Source organism: Streptomyces sp. NPDC051109, from assembly GCF_044455885.1.
In the GTDB taxonomy this organism is placed as follows: domain Bacteria; phylum Actinomycetota; class Actinomycetes; order Streptomycetales; family Streptomycetaceae; genus Streptomyces.
The window spans coordinates 166,589-183,153 of sequence record NZ_JBITFF010000006.1 but is presented as its reverse complement, the minus strand read 5'-3'; the positions used below and the strand labels follow the sequence as shown (position 1 = coordinate 183,153).

Annotated in this window: 14 protein-coding genes; 8 read left to right on the top strand and 6 right to left on the bottom strand. The window is 73.5% G+C overall.

Annotated elements, in window-relative coordinates; all coding sequences use genetic code 11:
- Positions 1-24 precede the first annotated feature (24 nt).
- Positions 25-1,038, top strand: a complete 1,014-nt coding sequence (argF, locus tag ACIBAD_RS13980) for an ornithine carbamoyltransferase (RefSeq protein ID WP_134070418.1) — start codon at positions 25-27, stop codon at positions 1,036-1,038.
- Between the two features lie 34 nt (positions 1,039-1,072).
- Here the strand turns inward: argF and ACIBAD_RS13975 are convergent, their stop codons facing one another.
- Positions 1,073-1,513, bottom strand: coding sequence for an ATP-binding protein (locus ACIBAD_RS13975; protein WP_134070416.1), 441 nt, complete (start codon positions 1,511-1,513; stop codon positions 1,073-1,075).
- 188 nt (positions 1,514-1,701) lie between these two features.
- Between ACIBAD_RS13975 and ACIBAD_RS13970 the strand changes: the two genes are divergently transcribed.
- Both ACIBAD_RS13970 and ACIBAD_RS13965 read left to right on the top strand, forming a co-directional pair.
- On the top strand, positions 1,702-2,529 hold the full coding sequence (locus ACIBAD_RS13970) for an enoyl-CoA hydratase family protein (protein WP_030154434.1): 828 nt from the start codon (positions 1,702-1,704) through the stop codon (positions 2,527-2,529).
- Between the two features lie 4 nt (positions 2,530-2,533).
- Positions 2,534-4,792, top strand: coding sequence for a bifunctional salicylyl-CoA 5-hydroxylase/oxidoreductase (locus ACIBAD_RS13965; protein WP_398906625.1), 2,259 nt, complete (start codon positions 2,534-2,536; stop codon positions 4,790-4,792).
- A 111-nt stretch (positions 4,793-4,903) separates the two neighbouring features.
- Here ACIBAD_RS13965 and ACIBAD_RS13960 read toward each other — a convergent pair whose 3' ends face one another.
- The 4 genes from ACIBAD_RS13960 to ACIBAD_RS13945 all read right to left on the bottom strand — a co-directional run bounded on the left by ACIBAD_RS13960 (position 4,904) and on the right by ACIBAD_RS13945 (position 8,739).
- Positions 4,904-5,743 (bottom strand): GNAT family N-acetyltransferase, encoded by an 840-nt coding sequence (locus ACIBAD_RS13960; RefSeq protein ID WP_134070412.1) that lies wholly within the window; start codon positions 5,741-5,743, stop codon positions 4,904-4,906.
- A complete protein-coding gene (locus ACIBAD_RS13955) occupies positions 5,721-6,173 on the bottom strand; it encodes a hypothetical protein (protein ID WP_398906622.1) in 453 nt (150 codons plus the stop codon). Before ACIBAD_RS13955 ends, ACIBAD_RS13960 begins: the two co-directional genes overlap by 23 nt.
- A gap of 135 nt (positions 6,174-6,308) precedes the next feature.
- Positions 6,309-7,115 carry a PaaX family transcriptional regulator C-terminal domain-containing protein gene (locus tag ACIBAD_RS13950; protein WP_134070408.1) on the bottom strand — a complete coding sequence of 269 codons (807 nt, stop codon included), beginning with the start codon at positions 7,113-7,115 and terminating at the stop codon, positions 6,309-6,311.
- 4 nt (positions 7,116-7,119) lie between these two features.
- The gene (locus ACIBAD_RS13945) at positions 7,120-8,739 is read right to left on the bottom strand and encodes an AMP-binding protein (RefSeq protein ID WP_398906619.1); all 1,620 of its coding nucleotides are present in this window, start codon (positions 8,737-8,739) and stop codon (positions 7,120-7,122) included.
- 139 nt (positions 8,740-8,878) lie between these two features.
- Between ACIBAD_RS13945 and ACIBAD_RS13940 the strand changes: the two genes are divergently transcribed.
- From ACIBAD_RS13940 to ACIBAD_RS13930, 3 genes are all read left to right on the top strand, one after another.
- On the top strand, positions 8,879-10,030 hold the full coding sequence (locus tag ACIBAD_RS13940) for an acyl-CoA dehydrogenase (protein ID WP_134070404.1): 1,152 nt from the start codon (positions 8,879-8,881) through the stop codon (positions 10,028-10,030).
- Positions 10,027-10,431, top strand: coding sequence for a RidA family protein (locus tag ACIBAD_RS13935; RefSeq protein WP_134070402.1), 405 nt, complete (start codon positions 10,027-10,029; stop codon positions 10,429-10,431). Before ACIBAD_RS13940 ends, ACIBAD_RS13935 begins: the two co-directional genes overlap by 4 nt.
- Before the next feature lie 112 nt (positions 10,432-10,543).
- Positions 10,544-11,092: a hypothetical protein gene (locus ACIBAD_RS13930; RefSeq protein ID WP_398906615.1), complete on the top strand. Its 549-nt coding sequence runs from the start codon at positions 10,544-10,546 to the stop codon at positions 11,090-11,092.
- Positions 11,093-11,205: 113 nt separating this feature from the next.
- Here ACIBAD_RS13930 and ACIBAD_RS13925 read toward each other — a convergent pair whose 3' ends face one another.
- Positions 11,206-12,576: an aminopeptidase P family protein gene (locus ACIBAD_RS13925; protein ID WP_398906613.1), complete on the bottom strand. Its 1,371-nt coding sequence runs from the start codon at positions 12,574-12,576 to the stop codon at positions 11,206-11,208.
- A 202-nt stretch (positions 12,577-12,778) separates the two neighbouring features.
- Between ACIBAD_RS13925 and ACIBAD_RS13920 the strand changes: the two genes are divergently transcribed.
- Positions 12,779-15,166, top strand: a complete 2,388-nt coding sequence (locus ACIBAD_RS13920) for a collagenase (RefSeq protein ID WP_134070398.1) — start codon at positions 12,779-12,781, stop codon at positions 15,164-15,166.
- A 90-nt stretch (positions 15,167-15,256) separates the two neighbouring features.
- The gene (locus ACIBAD_RS13915; protein WP_398906610.1) at positions 15,257-16,408 is read left to right on the top strand and encodes an NAD(P)/FAD-dependent oxidoreductase; all 1,152 of its coding nucleotides are present in this window, start codon (positions 15,257-15,259) and stop codon (positions 16,406-16,408) included.
- Positions 16,409-16,565: the final 157 nt, after the last annotated feature.

Genomic DNA, 16,565 nt, shown 5'->3' with positions numbered 1-16,565 from the left:
CAGCGTGACCCTTGGAGTGTCCCCATGGCCACCGACCTCGTCGGCCGCAGTTTCCTCAAGGAGCTCGATTTTTCCGCCGCCGAGTTCCGCGGCCTGATCGAGCTCGCGGCCGAACTCAAGGCGGCCAAGAAGGCCGGGGCCGAGCAGCGCCGCCTCCAGGGCAGGAACATCGCGCTGATCTTCGAGAAGACCTCGACGCGCACCCGCTGCGCGTTCGAGGTCGCCGCCGCCGACCAGGGCGCCCACACCACCTACCTCGACCCTGCCAGCTCCCAGATCGGCCACAAGGAGTCGGTCAAGGACACGGCGCGGGTACTGGGCCGGATGTTCGACGGAATCGAGTACCGGGGTGACAGTCAGGAGGCCGTCGAGGCGCTCGCCGCCCACTCCGGCGTGCCGGTGTTCAACGGCCTCACCGACGACTGGCACCCCACCCAGATGCTGGCCGACGTGCTCACGATGACCGAGCACTGCGCCAAGCCGCTGGAGCGCATCGTCTTCGCCTACCTCGGGGACGCCCGCTTCAACATGGGGAACTCCTACCTGGTGACCGGCGCGCTGCTCGGGATGGACGTACGCATCGTCGCGCCGAAGGCCTACTGGCCGGCCGAGTCCGTGGTGTCGCGGGCGCGCGAGCTCGCGGCCGCCAGCGGGGCCCGGATCACGCTGACGGAGGAGGTCGCCGAGGGCGTGGACCGGGCCGACTTCGTCGCCACCGACGTATGGGTCTCCATGGGCGAGCCCAAGGAGGTCTGGGACGACCGGATCGCCGCCTTGGCCCCGTACGCCGTCACGATGGACGTGCTGCGCGCGACCGGCAACCCGGACGTGAAGTTCCTGCACTGCCTGCCGGCCTTCCACGACCTGGGCACCAAGGTCGGCCGGGAGATCCACGAACGCCACGGGCTGGACTCGCTGGAGGTGACGGAGGAGGTGTTCGAATCCGCGCACTCCGTGGTCTTCGACGAGGCCGAGAACCGGCTGCACACCATCAAGGCCGTGCTCGTCGCGACCCTCGCCGGGCCGGCCGCCGGTTAGGCCGGGTCTTTCGGACGGGGCCGGACCCGCATAGTCATGCGGGCCGCGCCGCCAGGGTGAACCAGACGGCCTTCCCGTCCGCCGTCGGGCGGTGCCCGCATGCCGAGCTGAGGGCGCGGATCAGCGGCAGCCCGCGGCCGTGCTCCTGCCACGGGTCGGGGAACAGGTCGTCCGGGTGGACGCCCGGGCCGAGGGCGCCGGGCGGGCCGAGGGCGACGGGCGGCCGCGGATCGCCGTCGTGGACCTCGACCTGGCAGCCGTTCGCCAGCAGCTCCACGACCAGCTCGATCGGTTCCTCCCCGGCGGTGTGCTCCACGGCGTTGGCCACCAGCTCCGCGGTCAGCAGCTCCGCCGTCTCGCTGTCGGCGTGCACGACGGGGACGTCGGTGAGCGCCGTACGGACGAGGGCCCGGGCGATCGGCACGGCGGCCGTCGTGCGGGGCAGCGGGAAGCGCCAGGCGAAGACGTCGGGCATGCGGGACCTCCGTTCCGGGAGCGAGGGGGCAGGGGCAGGGGAGCAGCGGTGTGAGCGGTGGGGCGAGCGGGGAGGGGGAACTTCCGGTTTCAACGATACGGAGTGCCGTTTTGATCCCGCGAAGCACCCCTCACCCATCTGTCGCGTTTCTGTGACGGCAGTCACTATGCAGTGATACCGTCGATCGTGTGAGCCCCTTCATCGGTTCCACAGCAGCGACCGAACGGTGGCGCCACCTGCGGGTGACCCGGCAGGACGGCGTGGCCACCGTCACCCTCGACCGCCCCGAGAAACTCAACGCCCTCACCTTCGGCGCCTACGCCGACCTGCGCGACCTGCTCGCCGAGCTCTCCCGCGAGCGGTCCGTACGCGCCCTCGTCCTCGGCGGCGAGGGGCGCGGCTTCTGCTCCGGCGGGGACGTCGACGAGATCATCGGCGCCACCCTCGCCATGGACACGGCCCAGCTCCTCGACTTCAACCGGATGACCGGCCAGGTGGTGCGCGCCATCCGAGAGTGCCCCTTCCCGGTCATCGCCGCCGTGCACGGGGTCGCCGCCGGAGCCGGCGCCGTCCTCGCCCTCGCCGCCGACTTCCGGATCGCCGACCCCACCGCCCGCTTCGCGTTCCTCTTCACCCGCGTCGGCCTCTCCGGCGGGGACATGGGCGCCGCGTACCTGCTGCCCCGCGTCGTCGGCCTCGGCCACGCCACCCGGCTGCTGATGCTCGGAGAGCCCGTACGCGCGCCGGAGGCCGAACGCATCGGCCTGCTCAGCGAGGTCACCGAGGAGGGCAAGGCCGGCCTGCGGGCCGCCGAACTCGCCGCGCACCTCGCCGCCGGCCCGGCCCTCGCGTACGCGCAGACCAAGGCGCTGCTGACCGCCGAACTCGACATGCCGCTGGCCGCGTCGGTCGAGCTCGACGCCAACACCCAGGCCCTGCTGATGAACGGACGGGACTACGCCGAGTTCCACGCCGCCTTCACCACGAAGCGGCCCCCGGAGTGGAAGGGCAGGTAGCGCCATGCCGGCAGGCAGCGCATTGCGGGTCGCCGTCGTCGGCGGTGGGCCCGGGGGCCTGTACGCCGCCGCGCTGCTGGCCCGCCAGGGCCACACGGTCGAGGTCTGGGAGCGCAACGCCCCGGAGGACACCTTCGGCTTCGGCGTGGTGCTCTCCGACGAGACCCTCGGCGGCATCGAACAGGCCGACACCGTGGTCTACGCCGCTCTCGGCGCCGAGTTCGTGCGCTGGGACGACATCGACGTCGTGCACCGGGGCCGGCTGCTGACCTCCGGCGGCCACGGCTTCGCGGCCCTCGGCAGGCGCAGGCTGCTGGAGATCCTCCACGAGCGCTGCGCAGGACTCGGGGTCAGGCTCCGGTTCCGTACCCCGGCGCCGGCCGCCGCGGTCCTGGCGGCCTCGTACGACTTGGTCGTCGCGGCCGACGGGGTGCACAGCGCGACCCGACAGAGCGGCGCCGCGCACTTCCGCCCGACGCTGACGACCGGGCACTGCCGGTACATCTGGCTCGCCGCCGACTTCGCCTTCGACGCGTTCCGCTTCGAGATCGCGGAGACCGAGCACGGCGTCATGCAGCTGCACGCCTATCCGTACTCCGCGGACGCCTCAACCGTGATCGTGGAGATGCACGAGACGGTGTGGCGGGCCGCCGGCTTCGACCTGTGCGACGAGGCCGAATCGGCCGCCCGCTGCGCCAAGATCTTCGGCGAGGCCCTGCGCGGCCGTCCGCTGCACGGCAACCGCTCGGCGTGGACCGAGTTCCGTACGGTCGCCAACGAGCGGTGGTCGCACGGCAACGTCGTCCTGCTCGGCGACGCCGCGCACACCGCGCACTTCTCCATCGGCTCGGGCACCAAGCTGGCGGTGGAGGACGCGCTCGCACTGGCCGAAGCGGTGGCGGCGGAGCCGGACGTACCCGCAGCCCTCGCCGCGTACGAGGCCGCCCGGCGCCCGGCGGTGGCCTCGACCCAGCGGGCCGCCGCCGCCAGCATGCGGTGGTTCGAGGACATCTCCGGGTACGTCGACCAGCCCGCCCGGCAGTTCGCCTTCAACCTGCTCACCCGCAGCCGCCGGGTGACCCACGACAACCTGCGGCTGCGCGACGAGCGGTTCACCCGGGCCGTGGAGCGGGACTTCGGCTGCCCGGACGAGCACACCCCGCCGATGTTCACGCCGCTGAAGCTGCGCGGGCTGACCCTGCGCAACCGGGTCGTGGTCTCCCCGATGGACATGTACTCCGCGCAGGACGGCGACGGGATGCCGGGGGACTTCCACCTGGTGCACCTGGGCGCGCGGGCCCTCGGCGGCGCCGGCCTGGTGATGACCGAGATGGTCTGCGTGTCGGCGGAGGGCCGGATCACCCCCGGCTGCACCGGCCTGTACACGGCCGAGCAGGCGGCGGCCTGGACCCGGATCGCGGACTTCGTGCACACCTCCGCCCCCGGCACCGCGCTCGGCGTCCAGCTCGGCCACTCAGGCCGCAAGGGCTCGACGCGGCTCATGTGGGAGGGCATGGATGACCCCCTGCCGGAGGGCAACTGGCCGCTGGCGGCCGCCTCCGAACTGCCCTACCGGCCGGGCGTCTCGGCCGTCCCGCGCGCGCTGACGGCGGCGGACCTCGCGTCGATCCGCTCCGATTTCGCGGCCGCCGCCGTACGGGCCGCCGGGTGCGGCTTCGACCTGCTGGAACTGCACTGCGCCCACGGGTACCTGCTGTCCGGCTTCCTCTCCCCGCTCACCAACCACCGTACGGACGCCTACGGCGGGGCCCTGGAGAACCGGCTCCGCTTCCCGCTGGAGGTCTTCGACGCGGTCCGCGCCGTCTGGCCCGCCGACCGGCCGATGACCGTCCGCATCTCGGCCACCGACTGGGCCCCCGGCGGCACTTCCGCCCAGGACGCGGTGGACATCGCGGCCGCCTTCGCCGCGCACGGCGCCGACGCCATCGACGTGTCGACCGGCCAGGTGGTGGCGGACGAGCGCCCCGAGTACGGGCGCTCGTACCAGACCCCGTACGCGGACCGGATCCGCAACGCGCTGGGCGTCCCGGTCATCGCCGTCGGCGCCATCTCCTCCTGGGACGACGTGAACTCCCTGCTGCTGGCGGGCCGCGCCGACCTCTGCGCCGTCGGCCGCCCCCACCTCTACGACCCGCACTGGACCCTGCACGCGGCCGCCGACCAGTCCTACGAGGGCCCGGCCGCGCCCTGGCCCGCCCCCTACCGCGCCGGCAGCCGCAAACCCCCGACCGGGCGCGGCTGAGGGAGGCTCAACGGCTCGCGGCTCGCGGCTCGCGGCTCGCGGCTCGCGGCTCGCGGCTCGTACGGGTTGTCCGGGTCGTACGGCTCGTACAGCTGCCCCTCGGAGGCCGGCTCACAGCGCGGCGACCTCGATGCGGTCCTCGACCGGGGTGTAGCCCAGGCGCTGGTAGACGCCGTTGCTGGTCGGGTTGGCCAGGTCCGTGAAGAGCAGCACCTGCGCGGCGCCGGCCGCGTACGCCGCTTCGCTGACCGCGTGCGTGACCCCCGCCGCGTACCCGCGGCCGCGCAGCTCCGGCGGGGTGTAGACCGGGCCGATGCGGGAGGCCGAGCCGATCGCGCGGAAGAACCCGGCCATGGACACCGGCGTCCCGGCGTCCTCCCAGAGCAGCATGCCCCCGTACGAGAGCCGGTCGCGCAGGAAGGCTTCGGAGGGGCCGCCCTGCTCACCGGTCTCCCGCTTGAAGGCCCCGGCCCAGTCCATCAGCAGCGGCAGGTCGGCCGCCGTGGCGGTCCGGGCCCGGCCGGCCGGGGCGGGATCCGGGGCGAGCAGTCCGGCGAGCCGGTACAGCCGGTTTTCCTCGGTGACCTCGCTCGGCCTGCCCCAGGCCGCGGCCAGCGCCTCCGCGTCGCGGCGCCGGGCGTTCAGCGCGTCGACCCCCGCGAGCAGCGGCTCGGTGGCGAGCGCGGCCCCCAGTTCGCGCACGGCCTGCGCGGGCAGCACCCCGATCAGCAGCGGGTGCGGCGGGGTGCACAGCAGGGCTCCCGCGACGCCCCCGTCGGCGCCGGTCCACCAGCCGAAGAGGGGCTCGGCGGATCCGTAGGCGTCCGGGCCGCGCCGCTCCAGCGCGTCGAGCACGGTCAACAGGGTGGTGTTGGCCACGGGCTCGGCTGCCACGGCCGGGCCCGCCGCGGCCCGATAGGCCGCCAGGTCATGGGTGAACGTCCAAGTCATGGCCCATGATGGCCCGGACCGCTTCCCCGCGCACACCGGTTTTCACGAGGCACGAGGGGAGCCAGGCCGGCCACCACGGCGGCACGTTGTCGGGCCCGCACGGCCCCGACTCCCCGCGGTAACCGTCCGGCGTGCCCTGCGTGGCGAAGTACCAGACGACCACCACCGACAGGACCAGCACCACGGCCGCCACGCCGCCCACCGCCGGGTTCACGCGCCGGGCGGGCAGCCAGACCAGCAGGGCGAGCACCGCGCACCCCGGGACCAGCAGGAGCATCTCGAAGAACAGCTCGAACCTGCCGCCCGCCTCCCGGCCGGCGTCACAGGAGGCGCGGGCGTCGGCGGCCAGGTCGCGCGCGAGACAGCCGGCGACGGCGCCGCCCAGCGCCGCGGCCACCACTCCCCGCCACCGCGTCCGCTTGCCCGCCATGGTGGGCCGCGGCCGGAATCCGGGCGGCGGCGAACCGGCCGGCGCCTGGACCCGCGGTGAGTGCGCAGGCGGGGGCGGCGTCTCGGCAGGAAGATCGTTTCTCGTCACACCCCGGCGTGACACACCCCCCGCCGCCTACGGTTCCACGAATCCCGCGCCGGTGTCCCGCAGCCGGGCGTGCAGTTCGGTGAAGACCGCCGCCGCGCGGTCCCCCGGCCAGTCCGCGGGCAGCAGCTCCCGCGGCAGCCCCGGGTCGGCGTACGGGAGGCGCCGCCAGGAGTCCAGGGCGAGCAGGTAGCCGCGGTAGGCCTCCTCCGCGGTGGGGGCCGGGCCCGACTGCAGGGCGCGCAGCACCGGCTCGTGCAGGTCGAGGAACTCCTCGTGCTGCTTGGCCAGCGAGGTCAGGTCCCACCACCGGGCCACCGCCTCGGCCGTCGGGGCGAAGCCGAGGTGGCCGCCGCGGAACAGCTCCACGTACGCCGTCAGGTACAGCCGGTCCAGGGTGTGCCCGGTCTCCTCGTACACGTGCGCCGGCGCGATCCACACCCCCGGTGCCACCGCCCCGAAGCCGAGGCGGGCGAGCCGCGAGCGCAGCAGGTGCCTCTTGTGCCGCTCCTGCTCCGGTACGGAGAACACCGCCAGCAGCCATTCCCCCGCCGGGTGCGCGCCGCGCTCCCCGTAGATCCGCCGGTCGCCGTCGTCCAGCAGCTGCCGGGCCTCCGCGGAGAGCTCGTACCCCGCCGAGCCGTCCGCGGCGCGCGCGGGCAGCAGGAAACCGCGCCGCTTCAGCCGGGACACCGACGAGCGGACCGACGGGGCGTCCACTCCGGCCGCGCCCAGCAGGCGGACCAGCGCGGACACCGGAACCGGACCCTCGAAGGCCCGCCCGTAGGCGCCGTAGAACGTGACGATCAGGGATCGCGGGGTGTGCTGCTCGGCCACGGGCCTACTCTAGATCGCGCAGCCGGAACCGCTGCAGTTTCCCGGTCGCCGTCCGGGGGAGCGCCGGCAGGAAGACGAAGGCGCGCGGGCACTTGTACGGAGCCAGCTCCGCCCGCACGAACGCGCGCAGGTCCTCCTCGCGCAGCGCCGCGCCCGGCCGCGCGACGGTGTACGCCACCACGATCTGCCCGCGTCGCTCGTCCGGGCGGCCCACCACCGCGGCCTCCACCACGTCCGGGTGACGCAGCAGGGCTTCCTCCACCTCCGGGCCCGCGATGTTGTAGCCGGCCGAGACGATCATGTCGTCGGCGCGGGCGACGTACCGGAAGTAGCCTTCCGGATCGCGGACGTAGGTGTCCCCGGTCAGGTTCCAGCCGTCCCTCACGTACTCCTCCTGGCGTGGATCCGCCAGGTAGCGGCAGCCCACCGGGCCGCGTACGGCCAGCAGTCCCGGCTCGTTGTCCGCGACCGGGCGGCCGGAGGCGTCCACCACCCGGGCCTGCCAGCCCGGCACCACGCGGCCGGTCGTTCCCGGGCGGATGTCCTCGTCGGCCGCCGAGATGAAGATGTGCAGCAGCTCGGTGGCGCCGATGCCGTTGATGATCCGCAGTCCGGTGCGCTCGTACCAGGCCTGCCAGGTGGCCGCCGGGAGGTTCTCGCCCGCCGAGACGCAGCGGCGCAGCGCGGACAGGTCGTACGTGCCCACGTCGTACGGGCCCAGCTCGTCCAGCATCGCCCGGTACGCGGTGGGCGCGGTGAACAGCACCGTGACCCGGTGCTCGGCGAGGGCGGGCAGCAGCCGGCGCGGGACCGCCTGGTCGAGCAAGAGCGCCGAGGCGCCCGCCCGCAGCGGGAAGACGACCAGGCCGCCGAGGCCGAAGGTGAAGCCGAGCGGCGGACTGCCCGCGAAGACGTCGTCGGGGCGGGGGCGCAGGACGCTGCGGGAGAAGGTGTCGGCGACGGAGAGCAGATCGCGGTGGAAGTGCATGCAGCCCTTGGGCCGGCCGGTGGTGCCCGAGGTGAAGGCGATCAGGGCCACGTCGTCGCCGGAGGTCTCGACGGCGGGGAAGGGGGCCGGGTGCCGTTCGGCCAGCCGGAGCAGGTCGTCCGCCCCCTCGCCGCCGTACGGGGTGATCCGCAGGCCGGGGACCTCGGCCTTGGCCAGGTCGTCCAGCACGCCCACGTGGCACAGCGCGTGCTGTACCCGGGCCATCGCGCAGACCGTGGCCAGCTCCTGCGCCCGCTGCTGGGCGAGAACGGTCACCGCCACCGCGCCCGCCTTCATCACCGCCAGCCAGCACGCGGCGAGCCAGGGGCCGGTGGGGCCGCGCAGGAGCACCCGGTTCCCCGGGACCACGCCGAGGTCGGCCGTGAGCACGTGGGCGATGCGGTCCACGCGCCTGCGCAGCCCGCCGTACGACCACACCTCGCCGGTGCCGCTGCGGAAGGCGGGGCGGTCGGGCCCGAACCGGTCGATGGTGGCGTCGAGCAGCTCGGCGCCGCAGTTGAGCCGGTCCGGGTAGGCCAGTTCGGGGAGCTCGAAGAGGAGCCGCGGCCAGGCGTGCGGCGGCGGCAGATGGTCGCGCGCGAAGGTGTCGGCGTGGGCGGAAGGCTTGAGCTCCAAGGCGGGTTCGCCCCCTTGCAACGACAGCGGCTCCCCGGGTGGGGAACCGAAGTGGCGGAGCAGGCCGTGCGGGTGCGCTACGAGCGTATCGTGATGGTGACGGCAGTCAACAGGACGCGATAGAACCGGGGATGTTCGGATGAACGGATTCGCGCTCGGGGCGGAACAAGAGGAGTGGTGCGGGCGATTGCGCGCGCTGGCGGCGGACCGGCTGCGGCCGCTGGCCGAGAAGGGGGAACCGGGGCGGGTCAACCGCCCGCTGCTCGCGGCGCTGGGCGAGCTGGGCCTGCTGGAGCGGGTCTTCACCTCGGGGGCACTGGAGCTGTGCCTGCTGCGCGAATCCCTCGCGTACGGGTGCACGGAGGCGGAGACCGCCCTGGCCCTGCAAGGCCTCGGGGCGCATCCGGTGCTCCGCTCGGGCACGCCGCGGCAGCGGGAGCGCTGGCTGCCGGAGGTGCGGGCCGGGCGGGCGGTGGCGGCCTTCGCGCTGAGCGAGCCGGGGGCGGGCTCGGACGCGGCGGCGCTGGCCCTGGATGCCGTACGGGACACGGGCGGAGGCGGAGGCGGAGGCGGCGGAGGCGCCGGGGGAGGGGGCGGGTGGCGGCTCAGCGGCGAGAAGTGCTGGATCTCCAACGCCCCCGAGGCGGACTTCTACACCGTGTTCGCCCGGACGGGCGAGGGTCCGGCCGCCAAGGGGGTCACCGCCTTCCTGGTCCCGGCCGACCGCCCCGGGCTTTCGGGCGAGCCCCTGGACATGCTCTCCCCGCATCCGATCGGCAGGCTGTCCTTCGACGGGGTCCCGGTCGGCCCGCAGGACCTGCTCGGGGAGCCCGGCCGGGGCTTTCGGGTGGCGATGGAGACGCTGAACCTCTTCCGGCCGAGCGTGGGCGCCTTCGCCGTCGGCATGGCCCGTGCCGCCCTGGACGCGACGCTGGCGTACACGGCGGCGCGGCGCGCGTTCGGCGGGGTCCTGGGCGACCTCCAGGCGGTGGGCCACCGGGTGGCCGAGATGGCCACCCGTACCGAGGCCGCGCGGCTCCTGGTCTACGCGGCGGCGGGGGCGTACGACGCCGGTTCGCCGGAAGTCCCCCGCCGGTCGGCGATGGCGAAGCTGCTCGCCACGGAGACCGCCCAGTACGTGGTGGACCACGCGGTCCAGCTGCACGGGGCCGTCGCCCTCCAGCGGGGCCACCTGCTGGAGCACCTGTACCGCGAGGTCCGGGCCCCGAGGATCTACGAGGGCGCGAGCGAGGTCCAGCGCACGATCATCGCGAAGGAGCTCTACCGGTGAGCCCGGAGCGGATCAATCCGGCGGAGCTCTCCCCGCCGACGGGTTTCTCCCACGCCGTGGCCGCGAGCGGCTCCCGGCTGGTCTTCCTCGCGGGCCAGACCGCGCTCGACGCCGAGGGCAAGGTGGTGGGGGACACCCTGCCCGAGCAGTTCGAGCGCGCTCTGGGCAACCTCCTGACGGCCCTCGCCGCGGCCGGGGGCGCCCCGGCGGACCTGGCCCGGGTGACCGTGTACGCGGTCGACGTGGAGGCGTACCGCATCCACGCGCCCGAACTGGGCCGTATCTGGCGCCGGCTGGCGGGCCGCGACTACCCCGCCATGGCGGTCATCGGGGTCGTCCGGCTCTGGGACGAGCCCGCGCTGGTCGAACTGGACGGTATTGCCGTACTCGGTGCGGTTTGACGTACGTTGTCGGATCGCTGACCAGGTGGCTTTGACAGCGAGCCAGAGAGGGGCGAGGGTGGAAATGACCTCTTTATAGGGAAATATCGTCAATATTCGGAGGTGCATGGTCATGCGCCGTGTCATCACCGCGACGGTCGTGGCAGGAGCCGCAGGCGTCGCGCTCGGCCTGATGCCTGTCGGCGGGGCGTTCGCCGCGGGTCTGCCGCAGACCCAGCAGAACAACTCGGGATGGTGCTCCGACGACTGGCGCGGGAACCACAACTGGCGTGACTGCTGCGACTCCTCCCGCTGGCACAACTGGAACGACCGCCCCAGCTGGTGCTGGGACAACGACTCGTGGAACAACGGCCGTCACAACAACGCCAACTGGAACGACAACTGGAACAACGGCCGTTGGAACGACAACGGCTCCCACCGTGACAACCGCAACGACAACAACTGGAACGGCGGCCACGACAACGGCTGGAGCGACAACGGATCCGGCCGCGGCCACGACGGTGGCGGCGGCGGATACGGCGGTGGCGACGGCGGTGGCGGCCACGACGGCGGCGGTGGCGGATACGGCGGTGGCGACGGCGGTGGCGGCCACGACGGCGGCGGCGGCGGGGGCGGCGGCGGCAACGGTGGGGGCGGCGGTGGCGGTGGCGGCGGCCGCTAGCCCCCCGTCAGCGTCCGGGTGAGCGGGCCCCGTGCCTCCGCGAGGCGGTGGCACCGGACGCCCCCGCGCTCCACAGCCCCGCCTGACGGGCCGTGCTGCGGCGCAGTCGGTGCTCAGCCGGCCAGCAGGTTCCCCATCCACTCCTCGATCCCCGCCACCGTGCGGGGCAGGGCGCCCGACATCAGTCGGGCGCCCGTCGCCGTGACGACCAGGTCGTCCTCGATGCGCACGCCGATGCCCCGCAGCTCCGGCGGCAGGGTCTCGTCGTCCGGCTGCAGGTACAGGCCCGGCTCGACCGTCAGCACCTGGCCCTCCTCCAGGACCCCGTCCAGGTAGGTTTCCGCGCGCGCCTTCGCGCAGTCGTGGACGTCGAGTCCCAGCATGTGGCCGCTGCTGCACAGCGTGTACCGCCGGTGCAGGTCCCCCCGCGCGTCCTTCAGGACGCCCCACTCCGCCAGCCCCTCCGCGATCACCCGCATTCCGGCCCGGTGGAAGTCCCGGAAGCTCGCGCCCGGGCGCAGCGCGGCCATGCCCGCGTCCTGCGCCGCCAGCACCAGTTCGTACACCTGCCGTTGGACGGGGGAGAAGCGCCCGGACAGCGGGAGGGTGCGTGTGATGTCCGCCGTGTAGAGGCTGTCGGTTTCCACGCCCGCGTCCAGCAGCAGCAGATCGCCCCGGTCGAGCCGGCCGTCGTTGCGGATCCAGTGCAGGACGCACGCGTGCGCGCCCGACGCGGCAATGGTGTCGTACCCGGTGCCGTTGCCCTCCGCCCGGGCGCGCAGGCCGAAGACCCCCTCGATCCACCGTTCGCCGCGCGGGTGCGCCAGTGCGCGCGGCAGCGCCCGTACGACGTCCTCGAAGCCGGCGGTGGTGTGGTCGACGGCGAGCTGCAGCTGGCCGACCTCCCAGGCGTCCTTGACCAGCCGCAACTCGGAGAGGGCGGCGGCCAGTTCGGTGTCGGTCGCGGCGTTGCGGCCGGCCGGGGAGCCGAGGTCGTCCAGGTGGGCGCAGCGCAGGCCGGTCAGGCGCTCGGCCTCGGCCAGGTCGGGGCGGCGGCCGACCCAGAACTCCCCGTACCGGCGGTCCCGGTAGAACTCCTCGTTGCCGTCCGCGCGCGGGGAGCGGGGGCGCAGGTACAGCACGGCCTCGTGGCCGTGCGGGCCCGAGGGCTCCAGCACCAGGACGTGGCCCACCTGGTTCTCACCGGTCAGCCCGGTCAGCCAGGCGTACGCGCTGTGCGGGCGGAAGCGGTGGTCGCAGTCGTTGGAGCGGACCTTGAGCTCGCCGGCCGGGATGATCAGCCGCTCGCCAGGGAAGCGCGCCGAGAGACGCTCACGCCGGGCCGGGGTGACCTCGTACGCCGAGACCCGCGCGGAGCCGGGGAGGGGGGACGACGCCCAGCCGGCGGCCATGAAGCGGGACAACTCCGGTGATACCGGTAGATCGTGGCTGCCGATGTTGAGGCCGGAGGGGGTGTCGGTCATCGGGGCTCCCTGCAAGAAGATGCGAACTGATGGGCGCACAGGTCTTGTCAGTGCAATTTCACATTACTATGTTACAGCTCACACCGCGGCACGTTAATCCCCGTCAAACGCCGCGTGACGCAGGGCAGTTCACGCACATCACGTATCACGCACCACCTTGCGCACCACTTCCCCCACCTCCCCTCCCAACCAGGAGCCCTCGGTGTCTCAGCACAGAGCTGTGCGTACGTCCCTCCTCTCCGCCGCGGTCGCGGTGACGCTCCTCGCCTCCGCCGGCCAGGCCGTCTCCCAGACCGCGGACCGGGCCCCCGCGGCGGCCCCCGCCCCGGCCGCCGTGCCCGGCACCTTCACCTCCGGAGCGCCCGGGGCGAACCCGTTCGACGAGGTCGAGCACCGCGCCTCCCCCAAGGAGGCCGCGCCGGCGACGGCCCAGGCGCCCGGTGGGACCACCGCCGACGGCCGCGTCCCCGGAGCCGCCCCGGCCGCGCGACTCACCGAGCGCAGCGAGAAGAGCCGCGAGCGCGCCGCCGCCCAGGCCGCGCCCACCGCGCAGAGCGTCGCCGGCGGCGTCCCCTGCACCCTCGACGGGATCACGGGCCTCAGCCCCGAGCAGTTCGCCGACTTCCTGGCCGACCCGGCCGTCACCGCCGACGGCTGTATGCGCGGGCTGGTCTGGACCTGGGACGCCCGCCTCGCACCGGTCATGGACGACGCGCACGTCCAGGCCGTCTCCCGCCGGATATCGAGCCTGGCCGCCGCCCACGACGGCCGCAACTCCTCGCACCTGGAGGAGATGTTCACGTACCTGCACGCGGCCATCTACCACGACTTCTCGCGCGAGGAGATCGACCTCACCGACGCCGCGACCGCCGAGGTCATGAGCCGGGCCGTCACCGACTTCGGCAACGCCGCGCGCAGCTTCGACGCCACCGCCTCCAACGCCCGGACCCTGCGCGAGGCCCTCTACTCCACCGGCCCCGGCATGCGCCAGACCCAGCTCGGACTGATCAAGAAGGTCCTGGCCACCCTGGACGGCTCGCACCCCGCCACCAGCGGCGACGCGAACTGGGGCGGCGCCGCCCTCGCCGCCCTCACGGTCAACTACCTCGGCGTGTACCCGGGCAACCAGGACGCCGCCTTCCACGCCGCGGCCAAGGCGGACCCCGCCTACCGGGCCGCCTTCAAGGCCTTCGCCGGCTACACCCACCTCAAGGGCACCACCAATGCGTGGGTCGTCCGCGACGCGCTGGGCGAGTACGGCCGCTTCGGCCAGATCGAGGGCCTCCAGGACCAGACCGCCGCCGACCTCGGCGCCCTCCTGGAGCCGGTCAAGGCCGCGTGGGGCAACGGCAGCGAGCCCTGGGCAAAGATCGTCTCCTGGCTGAACACGTACAACGCGTGCAAGCAGTACGGGGTGTGCAAGGAGGACATCGAGAAGATGCTCTTCCCGAACACGTACACCTACGACAACGGCGCCATCAAGGTCCGCACGGCCCTCGACCGGGCCACCGTCGACCAGCTCTACTACGCGAGCAAGCAGGTCAAGACGCAGTTCCACCGCGTCATCGGGACCGACCAGCCGCTGGCCGGAGACCCCAACACGACGCTGAACATCGTGCTGTACGCCTCCCGCGCCGACTACGTGACCTACCAGACGATGCTGTACGGCTACGGAACCGCGAACGGCGGCATGTACATCGAGAACGGCGCCACGTTCTACACCTACCAGCGCCGCGTCCCGCAGGACTCCTCCCTCACCCTCGAAGAGCTCTTCCGGCACGAGTACACGCACTACCTCAACGGCCGGTTCGCCGTCCCCGGGTTCTTCGGCGAGGGCCCCTGGTACGAGGGCGACCGTACGACCGCCATGGACGAGGGCACGGCCGAGTTCTTCGACGGCGCCACCCGCGACAACGGCATCGCCGTCCGCAAGTCCCTGGTCAAGGGCGTCATCGCCGACACCGCCGGCGGCGGCCCGCGGATGACGGTCGAGCAGCTGCTCAACGCCACGTACGACGGCGACGGCTTCCGCTTCTACAACTACGCGGGCACCTTCTTCGAGTTCCTGTGGACCGAGAAGCCCTCGCTGCTGCGCGAGATGTACACCCACCTGCGGGCCAACGACGTGGCCGGGTACGACGCATGGCGCCACCGGATGGGCGCGGACTCCTACCTCCAGCGCGACTACGACCGCTTCCTGGACGCGCAGATCGCCAAGGTCGACCAGCTCTACGTGCCGAACACCAGCTTCACGCCCAACGGCCAGCTGCGCGACGCGGCCCTGGCGAACGTGAAGTCGTCCTTCGCGACCGCCACCTACAACACCCCGGACTGCGTGGAGAACGGGGACCCGGGCAAGCGCCGGTTCACCTGTACCGGCCGGATCAGCGCGAACCTGAAGAACTGGCGCAGCGACGACCAGAACTTCAAGGACATGTCGGAGACGGTGGACTACTTCATCCTCGACCGGGCGGGCGCGGCCTCCAACAACCTGGCCGACATGAACTGCTCCTTCGGCCCCGTGGAGATCTGGAGCGACCACAAGGCGGGGACGTCGAGCTACAGCTGCGAGGGCCCGCTGCGCAGCTGATCCGGCGCCGGCGGCCGGTCCGGTTCCGAACGGGGGGCGGACCGGCCGCCGGACCTAGGCACCTACTAAAGAATGTGACATATTACTGCCGTGCCCAACAGACATCCCCTGGACGTCGTGATCATCGGCGCCGGCGTCGTCGGAGCCGCGATCGCGTACTACGCGGCCCGCGCCGGACTCTCCGTGGCCGTCGTCGACCGCGGCCCCGTCGCGGGCGGCACGACGGGAGCCGGCGAAGGCAACCTGCTCGTCTCCGACAAGGAGGCGGGCCCGGAGCTCGACCTGGCCCTGCTGTCGGCCGGCCTGTGGCGCGAACTCGCCGCCGTCCTCCCGCAGGAGATCGAATACGAGGCCAAGGGCGGGCTCGTCGTCGCCCCGGACGAGGCCTCGCTCAAGGCGCTGCGGGACTTCGCCGAAGGCCAGCGCGCCGCCGGCGTCGAAGCCGTCGAGGCGGGGCCCCGCGAACTCCGCGAGCTGGAGCCCCATCTGGCCCCGGGCCAGGTCGGCGGCTTCCTGTACCCGCAGGACGCCCAGGTCCAGCCGGCCCAGGCGGCGGCGAGGCTGCTGGCCGCGGCAGGGGCTTCGGTGCACCTCGGCGAGGAGGTGACGGGGATCCTCACGGGGCCCGGGGGCGTCCGCGGGGTCCGCACGCGCGGCGGTGAACTCCTCGCCCCCGCCGTGGTGAACGCGGCCGGGACCTGGGGCGGGCGCATCGCGGAACTGGCCGGGGTGTCCCTCCCGGTGCTTCCGCGCCGCGGGTTCGTCCTGGTGACGGAGCCGCTGCCGAGGGTGGTCCGGCACAAGGTCTACGCCGCGGACTACATCGCCGACGTGGCGAGCGGCTCGGCGGCCCTCCAGTCCTCGGCGGTCGTGGAGGGGACGCCGGCGGGGCCGGTGCTGATCGGGGCCACCCGGGAGCGGGTGGGCTTCGACCGCAGCCTGTCGGTGGAGGCCCTGCGACGCCTCGCCGCGCAGGCGGCGGCGCTCTTCCCCGTCCTGGCGGACGCCCGGGTGCTCCGCACCTACCACGGCTTCCGCCCCTACCTCCCGGACCACCTCCCGGCGATCGGCCCCGACCCCCGGCTCCCGGGCCTCCTGCACGCCTGCGGCCACGAGGGGGCCGGCATCGGCCTCGCCCCGGCCACGGGCGTCCTGGTCACCGCTGCCCTGACGGGGGCGGAACCCCCGCTCCCCCCGGCCCCGTTCCACCCGGCCCGCTTCGACCAGGACCCGCCCCGATGACCGCCCGCGATCCCGGTGAGGGTGCCCGCCGCGCGGGGCCTCCTCCCTGCCCCGCCCTCCCCGCCCTCCCCGCTCAGCCCCGCCGGTGTCCGAGGGGGAAGGCTCCGCGCAGCGCAACCCTGCACCCGGCCGCCGCACACGCCACGCCCAAGGAGAA

Coding starts and splice junctions, on each gene's coding strand:
- argF (WP_134070418.1), top strand. CDS start 25: ATGGCCACCGACCTCGTCGGCCGCAGTTTCCTCAAGGAGCTCGATTTT.
- ACIBAD_RS13975 (WP_134070416.1), bottom strand. CDS start 1,513: ATGCCCGACGTCTTCGCCTGGCGCTTCCCGCTGCCCCGCACGACGGCC.
- ACIBAD_RS13965 (WP_398906625.1), top strand. CDS start 2,534: ATGCCGGCAGGCAGCGCATTGCGGGTCGCCGTCGTCGGCGGTGGGCCC.
- ACIBAD_RS13960 (WP_134070412.1), bottom strand. CDS start 5,743: ATGACTTGGACGTTCACCCATGACCTGGCGGCCTATCGGGCCGCGGCG.
- ACIBAD_RS13955 (WP_398906622.1), bottom strand. CDS start 6,173: ATGGCGGGCAAGCGGACGCGGTGGCGGGGAGTGGTGGCCGCGGCGCTG.
- ACIBAD_RS13940 (WP_134070404.1), top strand. CDS start 8,879: ATGAACGGATTCGCGCTCGGGGCGGAACAAGAGGAGTGGTGCGGGCGA.
- ACIBAD_RS13930 (WP_398906615.1), top strand. CDS start 10,544: ATGCGCCGTGTCATCACCGCGACGGTCGTGGCAGGAGCCGCAGGCGTC.
- ACIBAD_RS13925 (WP_398906613.1), bottom strand. CDS start 12,576: ATGACCGACACCCCCTCCGGCCTCAACATCGGCAGCCACGATCTACCG.